This is a genomic window from Bacillus sp. FSL R5-0443 (assembly GCF_038608285.1).
Taxonomy (GTDB): Bacteria; Bacillota; Bacilli; order Bacillales; family Bacillaceae; genus Bacillus; species Bacillus velezensis.
This window is the reverse complement of the sequence record NZ_CP152013.1, coordinates 2,916,346-2,931,117: the sequence shown is the minus strand read 5'-3', so window position 1 is coordinate 2,931,117 and position 14,772 is coordinate 2,916,346. Positions and strand designations below refer to the sequence as shown.

Below are 14,772 nucleotides of genomic sequence, written 5' to 3'. Positions count from 1 at the left end.
CTGTATGATTGATACAGCAATGGCAAGACTTAATGAAGCGACAATTGTTATTTATGCAGTAAGCGTCCTTTTTTACTTTATAGATTTTCTTCAACACAACCGGAAGGCTGGGAAAATGGCCTTCTGGTTGCTTTCTATTGTCTGGACTCTGCAAACCGTCTATCTTTCTTATTTCATGTGGCAGACGGGCAGATTTCCGGTCTTGAATATTACGGAGGCCCTTTACTTTTATGCGTGGGTGCTTGTCACGCTCTCACTTGTGGTCACGCAGATTCTGCGCGTTGATTTTATCGTGTTTTTCACGAATGTCATCGGTTTCTCGATGATTGCGATCCATACGTTTTCACCGACGGATCAGCATTCGGCCGCTTTTTCCGGCCAGCTGGTCTCGGAGCTTTTGGTCATTCATATTACAATGGCGATTCTGTCTTACGGCGCTTTTTCCCTTTCTTTTGTCTTTTCGCTTCTTTATCAGTTTCAATACTCTTTATTAAAGAAGAAAAAGTGGGGAAAATGGCTGTTGAGAATTGAAGATTTGTCAAAACTTGATTATATGGCTTACGTTTTAAATGTCATCGGGGTTCCGATGCTGCTGTTGAGCCTGATATTAGGCGTGATCTGGGCGTATGTGTCGCTGGAAACGCTGTACTGGTTTGATTCAAAAGTGCTCGGCTCGTTTATTGTGCTGCTTTTATACAGCTACTATTTATATATCAGAATGATTAAGGAACTGCAGGGAAAAGTGGCGGCGTTATGGAATTCAGCATGTTTTCTCGTGCTGATGATTAATTACTTCCTGCTCGGAAGCCTGTCGCAATTCCATTGGTTCAGTTAACGCACGCGCCCAAACAGATTCGGGAGGAAAGAAAATGAGAACGATTAAGGTAGGTTCCAGACGGAGCAAACTGGCTATGACCCAGACAAAATGGGTGATTAACAAACTGAAGGAATTGAACCCTTCGTATAACTTTGAAATCCGGGAGATTGTCACAAAAGGCGACCGCATCCTTGATGTTACACTGTCAAAAGTGGGCGGCAAAGGTTTGTTTGTCAAAGAGATTGAACAGGCGCTGCTGCATCAGGAGATTGATATGGCGGTTCACAGCATGAAAGACATGCCCGCCGTTTTGCCTGAGGGTCTTGTCATAGGCTGCATACCGAAACGTGAGGATCCGCGTGATGCGCTGATTTCAAAGGGGCATCAAAAGCTGGACGACATAAAAGAAGGGGGCATCATCGGCACCAGCAGTTTAAGAAGAAGCGCCCAGATTCTTGCTGAACGCCCTGATCTTACAATTAAGTGGATCAGAGGCAATATCGATACGAGACTTCAAAAGCTTGAAACGGAAGATTACGATGCTATTATTTTAGCGGCTGCGGGACTTTCAAGAATGGGCTGGAAAGATGATGTCGTATCTGAATTTCTCGAACCGGCCCGCTGTCTGCCTGCGGTCGGCCAAGGCGCTCTTGCCATTGAATGCAGAGAGTCGGATGAGGAGCTTTTGAAGCTGTTTGCGCAATTTACCGATGAGTATACGCAGCGCACGGTGGCAGCCGAACGGGCTTTCTTACACGCGATGGAAGGCGGCTGCCAAGTGCCGATAGCCGGGTATGCGTCCGTCAATGACCGGGATGAGGTTGAATTGGTCGGTCTTGTCGCGTCTCCGGACGGAAAGACGATTTATAAAGAAACAGCGGCGGGACATGATCCGGAAGAAATCGGTAAACGCTGTGCGGCGATGATGTCTGAAAAAGGAGCCAAAGCACTAATCGACAGCGTGAAACAGGAGCTCGATCAGGATGGCAAATGACCTTCCTTTACAAGGAAAGACCGTGCTTGTCACTCGGAACAAAAGACAGGCCGCTCCGTTCCGAAAAAAAGTGGAGGCGCTCGGCGGAACGGCTGTTTCCGCTTCGCTGATCGCTTTTCAGGAAGCGCTCCCGGATGAATGTGCGGACAGTCTGCGGGAAGACCTTTCTGAGCCGGGATGGCTTGTGTTTACAAGCGTAAACGGTGTCCGGTTCTTTTTTTCCTATCTTGATCGTCACGGTCTTGCGCTTTCGGGACGGAAAAAAATCGCAACCGTCGGTGAAAAGACTGCGCGCGCCCTGAAAGAGCGGGGAGCCCGGACGGATGCGATGCCTGACGAGTATGTGGCGGAATGTCTGGCTGATACTTTAAAACGGCACGCATCAGCTGCCGAACCCATTTCAGTGATAAAGGGCAATTTATCACGCGATGTCATAAAAGCGGAACTTGAGCCGCTTGGCTATCAAATAAGGGAATGGGTGTTATACAATACCATTCAGGATGAAAAAGGCATGGACGAGCTGAGACAGGCTGCATCCCGCTCTCATTTTGATTTTATTACGTTTACCAGCTCATCGGCGGTGCATACGTTTATGAACGCGGTCGGAGACGGAGAAAAAGCGTGGGAAAACAGCGGTGCGAGCTATATCAGCATCGGCCCTTTGACAGAGAAAGCGCTCTTGGAATACGGGATCTCATCCCATGTGCCTGACACTTATACGATTGAAGGCATGCTGGACGTCATGTGCAGCATGTCGGGAAAGGATTGATAATGATGAATCAAACATTTAACAGACACCGCCGTTTGCGCGCGAACGCTGCGATGAGAGATTTAGTAAAAGAAACACGTCTTCACCCCTCAGATTTTATTTACCCGTTATTTGTCGTTGAAGGACTCGAAGGAAAAAAAGAAGTTCCTTCCATGCCGGGGGTTTATCATGTATCACTCGATTTGTTAAAGGATGAAATGGCTGAGCTGATATCGCTCGGCATTAAGTCGGTCATCGTTTTCGGCGTGCCGGAAGAAAAAGACGCCTGCGGAACCCAGGCTTTTCACGATCACGGCATTGTGCAGAAAGGGATTGCTGAAATTAAAAAGCATTATCCTGAAATGATCGTAATCGCTGATACGTGTCTCTGTGAATACACGGATCACGGCCATTGCGGGGTCGTGAAAGACGGAGAAATTCTCAATGACGAGTCGCTTGAACTGCTGGCTCAGACAGCCGTCAGCCAGGCCAAAGCCGGCGCTGACATCATCGCTCCTTCAAATATGATGGACGGTTTTGTCACAGTGATCAGGGAAGCGCTCGACAAAGAAGGATTCACGAATATTCCGATCATGTCTTATGCCGTAAAATATTCAAGTGAATTTTACGGTCCGTTCCGCGACGCGGCTGACAGCACGCCGCAGTTCGGAGACCGAAAAACATATCAGATGGATCCGGCCAACCGCTTGGAAGCGCTCCGTGAGGCTGAATCAGACGCGGCAGAAGGCGCTGACTTTTTAATCGTCAAACCGTCTATGTCATACTTAGATATTATGCGTGATGTGAAAAACCGCCATCACCTGCCGCTGGTCGCATATAATGTGAGCGGGGAGTATTCCATGGTGAAAGCGGCAGCCCAAAACGGCTGGATTAAAGAAAAAGAAATGGTGCTGGAAATTTTAACGAGCATGAAACGTGCAGGAGCTGATCTGATTATGACGTATCATGCAAAAGACGCAGCAAAATGGCTTGCTGAGTAACGATTTCATTTGACGGGAGCTGAGGCAGATGAGAAGCTATGAAAAATCAAAAGCCGCTTTTAAAGAAGCGCAGAAACTGATGCCGGGCGGAGTGAACAGCCCGGTGCGCGCGTTTAAATCAGTCGATATGGATCCGATTTTTATGCAGCGAGGAAAAGGATCGAAAATATTTGATATTGACGGCAATGAATATATCGATTACGTCCTGAGCTGGGGGCCGCTCATTTTGGGCCACACGAACGACCGGGTCGTTGAAAGCCTGAAAAAAGTAGCCGAGAACGGGACAAGTTTCGGGGCATCTACTGAAGTGGAAAACGAACTGGCCAAATTGGTCATTGACCGTGTGCCATCTGTTGAAATCGTGCGGATGGTCAGCTCCGGCACAGAGGCGACAATGAGCGCCCTGCGTCTGGCAAGAGGATATACCGGCCGAAACAAAATTTTGAAATTCGAAGGCTGTTACCACGGCCATGGTGATTCGCTGCTGATCAAAGCGGGGTCCGGAGTGGCGACACTCGGCCTTCCGGACAGCCCGGGCGTGCCGGAAGGAATAGCAATGAATACGATTACCGTTCCATACAACGACTTGGAAAGCGTTGCACTCGCATTCCGGGAGTACGGTGAAGATATTGCCGGGGTCATTGTTGAACCGGTAGCAGGCAATATGGGCGTTGTTCCGCCGCAGGAAGGCTTTTTACAAGGACTTCGCGACATGACGGAACAGTATGGCGCGCTGCTCATTTTTGATGAGGTCATGACCGGTTTTCGCGTGGATTATAACTGTGCGCAAGGGTATTTCGGCGTGACGCCTGACTTAACGTGTCTCGGCAAAGTCATCGGCGGCGGTCTTCCTGTCGGTGCGTATGGCGGAAAAGCTGATATTATGGAACGAATCGCGCCGAGCGGTCCGATCTACCAGGCGGGAACATTGTCAGGAAATCCGCTTGCCATGACAGCGGGACTTGAGACGTTACAGCAGCTCACACCTGAATCTTACCAAGAATTTGTGAAAAAAGGCGATATGCTTGAAGAAGGCATTTCAAAAGCAGCTGCAGCACATGGCATTCCGCACACGTTTAACCGGGCGGGTTCAATGATCGGCTTCTTTTTCACAAATGAGCCTGTCATTAACTATGAAGCAGCCAAATCTTCTGATTTAAAGCTGTTCGCCAAATATTATAAAGGGATGGCTGATGCAGGCGTATTTCTGCCGCCGTCTCAATTTGAAGGATTGTTTCTCTCCACTGCGCATACAATGGAGGATATTGAAAAAACCATTCAAGCCGCTGAGAAAGTGTTCCAGGCGATCAGCCGCTGATACAGAAAAGCCGATGCAAGCAAGACTTGTATCGGCTTTTTTCAATGCCTCCATTATCATATTTTCCCGGATTGCGGCATACACCTTTAGTGACATCTAATTGTATGGATTAGATGAAAGGAGGATATGAACTTGCCGCATAATCACCGATTGCAATTTTCTGTTGAAGAATCAATCTGTTTCCAAAAAGGACAGGAAGTTTCTGAATTACTTTCGATTTCATTAGACCCTGACATCAGGGTGCAGGAAGTAAATGATTATGTCTCAATTAAAGGATCATTAGAACTTACTGGCGAGTACAACATAGATCACAGCAGTCATTTTGAAGAGCTTGATAGGGAGCTGAGGCATGTAGAGGAAGTGAGGGCGAGGGAGGATGGCACGGCCGAGCTCATTCATTGTTTCCCGGTGGACATCACGATTCCGAAAAATAAAGTGAGCCACCTCAATGATGTTTTCGTATTTATCGATGCCTTTGATTATCAGCTGACGGATTCAAGGATCTTAACCATTCAAGCTGATTTGGCAATTGAAGGGCTGCTTGAGGAATCCGAGCCAAAAGAGCCGGAGATCCCTTTGTACGTGGCGCCTGAATTTGCCAGAGAAGAAATGATCAATCTTGCCGGACATCATTCTGAGGACGAAAACGAACCAGAATTAATGATACGCCATGAGCCTGAAATACCTTTGACTGTATCAGAAGAAGCAGCACAAGAAACCAAGAAGAACGAGGAAGAAATCCCGCCTTTAATCAGGCTGGAGGAAGAAGAGCAGGAAGCAGCCCCGATTTTGAGGGAGCGGGAAGAAGAAGAGCAGGAAGCAGCCCCGATTCTGAGGGAGCGGGAAGAAGAAGAGCAGGAAGCAGCCCCGATTCTGAGGGAGCGGGAAGAAGAAGAGGAGCAGGAAGCTGCCCCGATTTTGAGGGAGCGGGAAGAGGAAGAGCAGGAAGCAGCCCCGATTTTGAGGGAGCGGGAAGAAGAAGAGCAGGAGACTGCCCCGATTCTGAGAGAGCAGGAAGAAGAGCAGGAAACTGCCCCGATTCTGAGGGAGCGGGAAGAAGAAGAGCAGGAAGCAGCCCCGATTCTGAGAGAGCAGGAAGAAGAAGAGCAGGAAACTGCCCCGATTCTGAGGGAACGGGAAGAAGAAGAGCAGGAGACCGCCCCGATTCTGAGGGAGCAGGAAGAAGAAGAGCAGGAGACCGCCCCGATTCTGAGGGAGCAGGAAGAAGTGCCGAAACCTGTTTCCTTTACTGAGCCTCCTCCTCCCGTTTCCTTCCAACACGAAGAAGAGCCGGAAGAAGCTGAGGAGCCTGCAATCATGTCGGCTGTGAGGAATGAACCTGTATTTGAGGATGATTCAGCAGAAGTGCAGGAAGAGCCAAAAGATGATAACGAGCCGGTTTTCCCTGCGTTCACTCTGACTCCGCATGCAGAAAAACCAAAAATTGCGGAACAGCCCTTCCTTCAAAAAGAAGAGCAGCCAGAGGCCGAGCCGCTTCTCCGTCAGAGCGATCATGAGGCGGCAGAAGACGAAGATGAGCCTGCGGTTTTTCAAGAAGAGCAGGCGCCCGTTTATCGTGAGTTCGTTCCGGAACAGCAGGAAGAGGAGTTTTACAGCGCTCCTAAGCTGCTTGAAGAAGAGGCTCAGGATGAAGTAGGGTTCGAAATTGAGGTAAGGAAGATGGCGCCGCCGGAGGAGGAAACCGGGAAGCCTCTCGATTTGTCTTTTCAGTTTTCCAAACTGCCGCCTGAGGAGCCGGCGCAAGCTGAACCGCCTGAGCCGCTTAAGTCTGAAAGAAAGAATGAAGAAGCGGCACCGGGAACCGAGCAGAAGGAAAATGACAACTCTCATTACTTGACAAAATTATTTACAAGGGAAGAAGAAAAGTTTTCAAGAATGAAAATTTGTATCGTACAGCAGCAAGATACTATCGACCGGGTGTGTGAACGATATGACATAACAACCCAGCAGCTCATCAGAACGAATGCTTTATCGTTTGATGACGAGCTTGAAGAAGGTCAGCTTCTGTATATACCTGAATATAATAACAGCCATGCGTAAGCACAAAGAGGCCGTAAAAATGTGGTGAATGGAATGGAAGCAGTCCAATCAGTGCTTCAGGAATACGGGCTGGCGGCTGAGTATATTGAGCCTGTCAGCCCGCATGTTTGGAAGGTCTACTCAAACTACGGCATTTTTGCTTTGAAACAGCTCAAGCCGGCCCGCAGCAGTGAATTTACGGATCTTATGATTGAAATTGAGGAGAAAGGCTACCGATCATTTGTGCCGATCTGCCGCACGTATGCCGGCGATTTTTTTGCGGGAAGACAGACGGAGAATTCTTATTATTTAATGCCTTGGCTTCAGTACGATCAGGAAGAGGAACGGGATCAAAAACATGTTTACCTTTTTAAAGAGGTCGCGAAGCTCCATTCTGCGACTGTGCGGGACATCCAAATCCGGACTGAAGATATCAGCGGCTTTTATGAAGCAACGAAAAGAGATTGGGAAAATGATAAGCTTGTCTATGAACAATTCGCCGACCGGGCGGAAAAAGAGTGGTATCTTTCACCTTTTGAACTGCAGGCTGTTACGTATCTTACAGAAACGGTTTCCGCCGTCAATTTTGCTCTGGAACGTCTGGAAGAATGGTTTGACGCGGCAAAGGATCATGACAAGACGAGAGCGGTGATCAACCACGGCAGCTTATCGAGCCGCCACTTTCTGTATAATGATGCGGGATCGGGCTTTTTCACGAATTTCGAGAAAGCTGCGCTGGGCCCTCCGCAAAACGACCTGCTCGGCTTTTACTCCAGAATGTTCAGAAGCTATCCGAAAGCATGCCCGGAGTGTCTGGACTGGTTTTATACGTATCACAAATCATTCCCGCTCCGTGAAGCGGAAATCAGCCTGTTTCTCAGCTATATGGCTTATCCGTCCGCCATGTACAAAGTGCTGAAACGGTATCAGACCGGCCAAAGGGGCTCTGAAAAAGAAGAGTGCACGCAATTATTAAGAGCGTTTTGGCAGATGAAAAATGTTGAGCCTTTTCTCATGAAGGTTCATCAGATTGAGCGGGAGAAAAAAATAAAAGCGGAAAACGAGTCCTCTTCATAACGGGACTCGTTTTTTTATATCCATTCCAAATGCAGAGCGCACGCTAAAAACAGCAGGATGGCAAGCAGCAGGACATCAAAAGTCGTCGGAAAGAAAATCGTCCTGATCCCCTGAAAGATCGTAATCGGGATAATGACTTGCACGGATACAAGGCGGACCTGTCTGGCCCACTGGGGGAGCGAATAAGAATTGAATTTTTTTCTCACGGGCAATTCCTCCTCACATTCGCCTTTCTATGTATCGTATGTAAGGGAAAGGGCGGGGTGCATGCCCATTTATGTATGACGGCAGCGGTTTTTGGAAAAGATGATTGACGAATCAAAAACACTTTTACTATAATAAAGAACATAATAAATAAGATCATGAGCTGATATAAATACACCTGCTTTGAACGGGAAGAGTACAAGAAAGACGCATGAAGAGAGAGAAGCTACTGTGCTGAAAGGCTTCTTATGCCGTCTCATTGGAAGGTCGCCCGGGAGCATAATTTCTTGAACATACAGTAGAGAAATTCGGGCCGCACCCGTTATCCGTTTAAGTGCATGAACAAATCTGTTCATGAAAAAAGGTGGTACCGCGAAAGAGCTTTTCGTCCTTTATCAGGATGAAGGCTCTTTTTTAGTTGCTCAGCCATTTCTAAACATGCTGGAGGGTTATCATGGATACAAATGAACAAACAATGCCGACAAAATATGATCCGTCTGCGATTGAAAAAGGCCGCTATGATTTTTGGCTGAAAGGAAAATATTTTGAAGCGGGCGGCGATCAAACGAAACAGCCATATTCTGTCGTTATTCCGCCGCCGAACGTGACGGGCAGGCTGCACCTCGGACATGCGTGGGATACGACGCTGCAAGATATCGTTACGCGTATGAAACGCATGCAGGGCTATGACGTGCTCTGGCTTCCGGGCATGGACCACGCCGGCATCGCCACTCAGGCAAAAGTCGAAGCGAAGCTCCGCGAACAGGGCACAAGCCGTTATGACCTCGGCCGTGAAAAGTTTTTAGAAGAAACGTGGAAGTGGAAGGAAGAGTATGCTGATTTCATCCGCAGCCAATGGGCTAAGATGGGACTCGGACTCGATTATTCACGCGAACGTTTTACTCTTGATGAAGGGCTGAACAAAGCCGTGCGGGAAGTATTCGTCAAGCTGTACAAAAAAGGCTTGATTTACAGAGGCGAATATATCATCAACTGGGACCCTGCCACAAAAACGGCTTTATCCGATATTGAAGTGATTTACAAAGACGTACAGGGTGCGTTTTATCATTTGCGCTACCCGTTAGCAGACGGTTCAGGCTCAATTGAAATCGCGACCACCCGTCCGGAAACGATGCTTGGCGACACGGCTGTCGCGGTTCATCCTGAAGATGAGCGCTACAAGCACTTAATCGGCAAAACGGTGATTCTGCCGATTACAAACCGTGAAATTCCGATTGTCGGCGATGATTATGTTGATATGGAATTCGGATCAGGAGCCGTTAAAATCACGCCTGCCCATGACCCGAATGATTTTGAACTCGGAAACCGCCACAATTTAGAGCGGATTCTCGTCATGAATGAAGACGGAACAATGAATGAAAAAGCGCTGCAATATAACGGCATGGACCGGTTTGAATGCCGCAAAAAACTCGTCAAAGATCTTCAGGAATCCGGTGTTCTCTTTAAAATCGAAGACCATATGCATTCTGTCGGACATAGTGAGAGAAGCGGCGCCGTTGTTGAGCCGTACCTGTCCACACAATGGTTTGTCAAAATGCAGCCGCTGGCCGATGCTGCGGTTGACCTTCAGTCAAAAGAAGAGAAAGTTCACTTCGTTCCAGACCGTTTCGAGAAAACGTACCTGCACTGGATGGAAAATATCCGTGATTGGTGTATTTCCCGTCAGCTGTGGTGGGGCCACCGCATCCCGGCTTGGTATCATAAAGAAACAAAAGAAGTGTACGTCGGCCTTGAGGCGCCTGAGGACAGTGAAAATTGGGAACAGGATTCAGACGTACTTGATACATGGTTCAGCTCCGCGCTTTGGCCGTTTTCTACAATGGGCTGGCCTGATGAAAACGCTGAAGACTTTAAGCGGTATTACTCAACCGATGTTCTTGTAACGGGATATGACATCATTTTCTTCTGGGTATCCCGGATGATTTTCCAAGGTCTTGAGTTTACCGGCGAGCGTCCGTTCAAAGACGTGCTGATTCACGGCTTAATCCGTGACGAGCAGGGCAGAAAAATGAGTAAATCCCTTGGGAACGGCGTGGACCCGATGGATGTCATCGACAAGTACGGAGCGGATTCCCTGCGCTATTTCCTGGCAACCGGAAGTTCACCGGGACAGGATCTCCGTTTCAGCTATGAAAAAGTGGAATCCACATGGAATTTCGCAAATAAAATTTGGAACGCCTCCCGTTTTGCATTAATGAACATGGACGGCATGACGTATGACGAGCTTGATCTGTCCGGTGAAAAATCAGTTGCTGATAAGTGGATCCTCACAAGATTGAATGAAACGATAGAAGACGTAACCCAGCTTGCGGATCGTTATGAATTCGGTGAAGTCGGACGCCACCTGTACAACTTTATCTGGGACGATGTGTGCGACTGGTATATCGAAATGGCGAAGCTTCCGCTGTACGGGGAAGATGAAGCGGCGAAGAAAACAACCCGTTCTGTTCTGGCATACGTGCTTGACCAGACGATGCGTCTTCTTCACCCGTTTATGCCATTCTTAACGGAAGAAATCTGGCAGCACCTTCCTCATGAAGGCGAGTCAATCACGATCAGCTCTTGGCCGGTTCCGGTGCCGGAGCATACGGATAAAGAGGCAGCGGCGGTTATGAAACTGCTCGTTGAATTAATCCGTTCTGTCCGCAATATCCGGAGCGAAGTCAACACGCCGATGAGCAAGCAGGTTGAGCTTTATATTAAAACAGCTACCGAAGACATTGCCGGCCGCCTTGAGAAGAACCGTTCTTACGTTGAACGCTTTACGAATCCGAGCACGCTGAAAATCGGGACGGATATCACTGCGGCAGACAAAGCGATGACAGCGGTCGTCACCGGAGCGGAAGTCATTCTGCCGCTTGAAGGGCTGATTAACATTGATGAGGAGATCGCCCGTCTGCAAAAAGAATTCGACAAGCTGACAAAAGAAGTCGAACGCGTTCAGAAAAAACTCGGCAACGAAGGATTCATTAAAAAAGCTCCTGAGCATGTCATTGAAGAAGAACGCGGAAAAGAGAAAGACTACACGGCAAAACGCGAAGCTGTCCGGCAGCGGATTGCAGAGCTGAAAGGCTGATAAAACAGCGGGGCGGTTTCCTAAGAAACCGCCTTGTCGTATAAAAGAGGGGATTTCATTGTTTAATACGTACAAAGAAGCGATCAGCTGGATTCATGGCAGACTCAAGTTCGGCGTTAAGCCGGGCCTTCTCCGTATGGAAAAGCTGATGGAAAAACTGGAACACCCGGAAAAGAACATTCGCGCCATTCATGTGGCGGGCACAAACGGCAAAGGATCAACCGTCGCTTTTATCCGTTCCGTGCTTCAAGAAGCCGGTTATAAAGTCGGCACGTTCACATCGCCTTACATCATTACGTTTAATGAGCGTATCAGCGTCAACGGCACGCCGATTTCTGATGAGGAATGGAGAACGCTCGTTAATGACATAAAACTGATAGTCGATGAGCTTGATAAGACCGATGCCGGAACGGTGACAGAATTTGAAATCATTACAGCGTGTGCATTTTTATATTTTGCGAAGCGGGCTGATATCGATTTTGTCATTTTTGAAGCGGGGCTCGGCGGCACATTTGATTCAACCAATATTGTGAATCCGCTCCTGTCGGTCATTACAAGTATCGGACATGACCATATGGCGATTTTAGGCAATACCATCGAGGAGATCGCCGGGCAGAAAGCCGGTATCATTAAAAATTCCATTCCGGTCATTACGGGCGTCAATCAGCCGGAAGCACTCGGCGTTATTGAAGCGGAAGCCGAAAAAAAGCAGGCTCCGTATCAGTCACTATATAAAACGTGCAGACTGTTTAATGAAGCGGCGCTTCCGTCCGGTGAAAGTTTTTCGCTGGAAACGGAAACGAAATGTTATGAAAACATTCAAACGTCGCTGATCGGCATTCACCAAAGGCAGAATGCGGCATTGGCGATATTGGCCGCTGAATGGCTGAATCGTCTGGAAGCCGCAGCCATTTCTGAAGAAGCGATACGAAACGGCCTGAAAAAAGCATCGTGGCCGGGCCGGTTTGAACGTCTTCAAAGCCTCCCTTTAGTGTTTGCGGACGGCGCCCATAACGAAGAGGGCGTTGAAACGCTGACAGAAACGATCCGGCAGCGCTTTGCCGGTAAAAACGTCCATGTCGTATTCAGCGCATTAAAAGACAAACCGTATCAGGAAATGATTAAAAAGCTTGAAGCCGAAGCAGACTCCATTCACTTTGTATCATTTGACTTTCCGCGTGCTTCAAGCGCCGAAGCCCTTTATAACGCAAGCAGTCTAGCGGATAAGAGTTTCGATGAGAACCCGGACAGTGTGAAAGAGTGGATTGAACAAAAAGATGGTGCGGATGATGTCATCATCATTACCGGCTCCTTATATTTTATTTCAGAAATGAGAAAGCGGCTTATCTGACAGCCCCTCGGATGCCCGACGGACCATTTTCCGGTTTTGCCGGGTGTTTTTATGCTGAAAATATATTTTCAGCCATTTCAGTCATGGTGTTTTTCTTTGCTATAATCTGAGCCAGATTGATAGTAAAGGTGTGGTCTGAGTGCTTTTGATTCTGTTTTTTCTAGGCTTGATTTTCGGTTCTTTTTTTTATACAGCAGCGTGCCGTATCCCGCTGCGAATCTCGGTTATTTCGCCGCGTTCAGCCTGTTCGTTTTGCCGCTTGCCGCTCTCCTGGGGGGAGCTTGTGCCCGTCGTTTCCTATATTCTGCAAAGAGGCAGATGCAGAAACTGCCGTGCGAAGCTGTCGGTTATGTATCCGGCGGCGGAATGCTGGACGGCATGTTTATTCACGGCTGCAGGCTTTCATTTCGGTTTCTCAAAAGAACTGTTAGTCGCGCTGTTATTTCTGTCTCTGCTCATGATTGTTACTATGACGGATCTGCAATATATGCTGATTCCTGACAAAGTTCTGCTGTTTTTTCTTCCGCTTTTCATCGCCGGGCGTATGTTTTCTCCGCTGGATTCATGGTATGCAGGGTTTGCCGGAGCCGTTTGCGGATTTTTTCTGCTTGTTTTTATCATGTTTGTCAGTAAAGGAGGCATCGGCGCAGGTGATGTGAAACTGTTTGGGGTGATCGGCCTGACGCTCGGCGTAAAGCTCGTGCTCATTGCATTCTTTCTTTCCGTTATGATCGGAGCCGTATACGGTATGTGCGCCGCAGCCCGGGGCAGGCTTGGTAAAAAGCAGCCATTTCCGTTTGCGCCGGCCATCTCAGCCGGGAGCGCTTTGAGTTATTTATACGGTGAAGAGCTGTTTTCGTTTTACATCAAGCTCGCTTCAGGAGGGGCTTGAAAAATTTGGCGAACGTTTTTTGGACAAGACGACAAAAGTCTTGTTCTTTTTTTTTTCGCCTATGCTAAAGTGTGAACCATGATCAGTTCAAGGTACGGCCAAGACGAATGCAAGGGGGAAGAGACGTTGAAAAAAAGGAAGAGCAAAAAGCACAGCAAAGCAAAAAACAATGCCCTTAAAGTAACCATTAACGGACAAGAAGAAACGATGTATGGACAAGAAGATGTGAAAGAAGGCGGGGAGAAAACCGTCACATTTTCAAATTGGGAGGAAACAAAAAAGGCGGAGCAGGAGACCGCTGCATCCCATGAAGATCCGAAAGAAGAAGATTTCAATTGGGATCATGAGAAGAATTCTGAGGTATTTGAAGATGACCCGAAAGTCGTTCCGCCATACCAGAAGAAAAAAAACGGCCCTCACTTTCCGAAAAAAAAGCAGCCGTCTTCTCCAGTTAAAAAAGCGGTCACGACAATTGCCGTTGCGGCTGTTTTAGGCACCGGGCTCGGCCTTGTCGCCTTAAATATGTCGGGAAGTAAAGAAGCCTCCGCTCCGGCATCAGCTGACAAAGGTTCACAAGGGCAGACGGCGAAAGCGGGAGATGTTTCTAAAGACAAATCTGAAACAGCCGGCACAGGAGATGCGGAATCTTCAGAGGGAAACTATAAAACATATGCGGTGCAGGCCGGAAAATTTTCATCAGAAAAAGGAGCGCAAACGCTTGTTGACCAGCTGACTGAAAAAGGATACTCGGCCGTCTCTCTGGCTAAAGAAGATGGATACACATACGTGATCGCCGGGCTTGCAGCGGAAAAAAGCCTATCACAGCAATTGGGTCAGACACTGATAGACCATGATTTTGAGGCTTGGGGCGGAAAAGAGCTCAGCTTTGCGGTCGATTCAGGGCTGGAAGACTCTTTTAAACAAGCATCTGAGCTCTCAGCTAAAGCGATTACCGGCAAAGATCTTTCAAAAACGGAAGTGGCTGAAGCGGCAAAAGCGGCAGACGGTGCAGACGCCGCTGACAAAAAGCAGAAAGAGGCCGTGCTTCAAGCGCTGAAAGAACTGGAAACGTCGGGTTCAGAATCCGGCTGGAAAGCCCAAAAAGAGCTTTTAAGTGTTGTAAAATAGTATCTCATTTCCCGTCATCCGGCGGGATTTTTTATTTTGTCATCAAAAAGTTATTTTTCTGAAATTGTGGTTGCCCGTTTGATTTGGTAGGATAGACAAGTATCT

Annotated in this window: 12 protein-coding genes and 1 other annotated feature; of the genes, 11 read left to right on the top strand and 1 reads right to left on the bottom strand. The window is 48.0% G+C overall.

What is annotated here, in order from left to right:
• The first annotated feature begins 4 nt into the window (after positions 1 to 4).
• From NYE28_RS14685 to ysxE, 7 genes are all read left to right on the top strand, one after another.
• Positions 5 to 835, top strand: coding sequence for a cytochrome c biogenesis protein (locus NYE28_RS14685; protein WP_007408154.1), 831 nt, complete (start codon positions 5 to 7; stop codon positions 833 to 835).
• Positions 836 to 869: 34 nt separating this feature from the next.
• The gene (hemC, locus tag NYE28_RS14680) at positions 870 to 1,811 is read left to right on the top strand and encodes a hydroxymethylbilane synthase (RefSeq protein ID WP_015240314.1); all 942 of its coding nucleotides are present in this window, start codon (positions 870 to 872) and stop codon (positions 1,809 to 1,811) included.
• Positions 1,801 to 2,580: a uroporphyrinogen-III synthase gene (locus tag NYE28_RS14675; RefSeq protein ID WP_342490149.1), complete on the top strand. Its 780-nt coding sequence runs from the start codon at positions 1,801 to 1,803 to the stop codon at positions 2,578 to 2,580. Before hemC ends, NYE28_RS14675 begins: the two co-directional genes overlap by 11 nt.
• Positions 2,581 to 2,585: 5 nt before the next feature.
• Complete coding sequence (hemB, locus tag NYE28_RS14670) at positions 2,586 to 3,560, top strand: porphobilinogen synthase (protein WP_015240312.1); 975 nt, start codon at positions 2,586 to 2,588, stop codon at positions 3,558 to 3,560.
• Positions 3,561 to 3,588: 28 nt separating this feature from the next.
• Positions 3,589 to 4,878 carry a glutamate-1-semialdehyde 2,1-aminomutase gene (gene hemL / locus NYE28_RS14665; RefSeq protein WP_021494394.1) on the top strand — a complete coding sequence of 430 codons (1,290 nt, stop codon included), beginning with the start codon at positions 3,589 to 3,591 and terminating at the stop codon, positions 4,876 to 4,878.
• Between the two features lie 132 nt (positions 4,879 to 5,010).
• Complete coding sequence (locus NYE28_RS14660) at positions 5,011 to 6,939, top strand: LysM peptidoglycan-binding domain-containing protein (protein ID WP_337681022.1); 1,929 nt, start codon at positions 5,011 to 5,013, stop codon at positions 6,937 to 6,939.
• 33 nt (positions 6,940 to 6,972) lie between these two features.
• Entirely contained in the window at positions 6,973 to 7,995 is a 1,023-nt protein-coding gene (gene ysxE / locus NYE28_RS14655) for a spore coat protein YsxE (RefSeq protein WP_012118110.1), read from the top strand.
• Positions 7,996 to 8,009: 14 nt separating this feature from the next.
• On the opposite strand, the gene NYE28_RS14650 is transcribed toward ysxE, so the two are convergent.
• A complete protein-coding gene (locus tag NYE28_RS14650) occupies positions 8,010 to 8,201 on the bottom strand; it encodes a hypothetical protein (RefSeq protein WP_003152639.1) in 192 nt (63 codons plus the stop codon).
• Positions 8,202 to 8,373: 172 nt separating this feature from the next.
• Positions 8,374 to 8,595 (top strand) — a binding site (T-box leader).
• Between the two features lie 58 nt (positions 8,596 to 8,653).
• Between NYE28_RS14650 and NYE28_RS14645 the strand changes: the two genes are divergently transcribed.
• The 4 genes from NYE28_RS14645 (at position 8,654) to NYE28_RS14630 (ending at position 14,667) form a co-directional block, all read left to right on the top strand.
• Positions 8,654 to 11,296, top strand: a complete 2,643-nt coding sequence (locus tag NYE28_RS14645; protein ID WP_342490148.1) for a valine--tRNA ligase — start codon at positions 8,654 to 8,656, stop codon at positions 11,294 to 11,296.
• A 58-nt stretch (positions 11,297 to 11,354) separates the two neighbouring features.
• Positions 11,355 to 12,647 (top strand): folylpolyglutamate synthase/dihydrofolate synthase family protein, encoded by a 1,293-nt coding sequence (locus NYE28_RS14640; RefSeq protein WP_059368033.1) that lies wholly within the window; start codon positions 11,355 to 11,357, stop codon positions 12,645 to 12,647.
• Positions 12,648 to 12,786: 139 nt separating this feature from the next.
• Positions 12,787 to 13,539, top strand: a complete 753-nt coding sequence (locus tag NYE28_RS14635) for an A24 family peptidase (RefSeq protein ID WP_033574185.1) — start codon at positions 12,787 to 12,789, stop codon at positions 13,537 to 13,539.
• Between the two features lie 126 nt (positions 13,540 to 13,665).
• Positions 13,666 to 14,667, top strand: coding sequence for an SPOR domain-containing protein (locus tag NYE28_RS14630; protein WP_012118106.1), 1,002 nt, complete (start codon positions 13,666 to 13,668; stop codon positions 14,665 to 14,667).
• The last annotated feature ends 105 nt before the right edge of the window (positions 14,668 to 14,772 follow it).

What these genes read in the sequence shown, in the direction of transcription:
- hemL (WP_021494394.1), top strand. Translation starts at nt 3,589, where the DNA reads ATGAGAAGCTATGAAAAATCAAAAGCCGCTTTTAAAGAAGCGCAGAAA.
- NYE28_RS14685 (WP_007408154.1), top strand. Translation starts at nt 5, where the DNA reads ATGATTGATACAGCAATGGCAAGACTTAATGAAGCGACAATTGTTATT.
- NYE28_RS14645 (WP_342490148.1), top strand. Translation starts at nt 8,654, where the DNA reads ATGGATACAAATGAACAAACAATGCCGACAAAATATGATCCGTCTGCG.
- ysxE (WP_012118110.1), top strand. Translation starts at nt 6,973, where the DNA reads ATGGAAGCAGTCCAATCAGTGCTTCAGGAATACGGGCTGGCGGCTGAG.
- hemB (WP_015240312.1), top strand. Translation starts at nt 2,586, where the DNA reads ATGAATCAAACATTTAACAGACACCGCCGTTTGCGCGCGAACGCTGCG.
- hemC (WP_015240314.1), top strand. Translation starts at nt 870, where the DNA reads ATGAGAACGATTAAGGTAGGTTCCAGACGGAGCAAACTGGCTATGACC.
- NYE28_RS14675 (WP_342490149.1), top strand. Translation starts at nt 1,801, where the DNA reads ATGGCAAATGACCTTCCTTTACAAGGAAAGACCGTGCTTGTCACTCGG.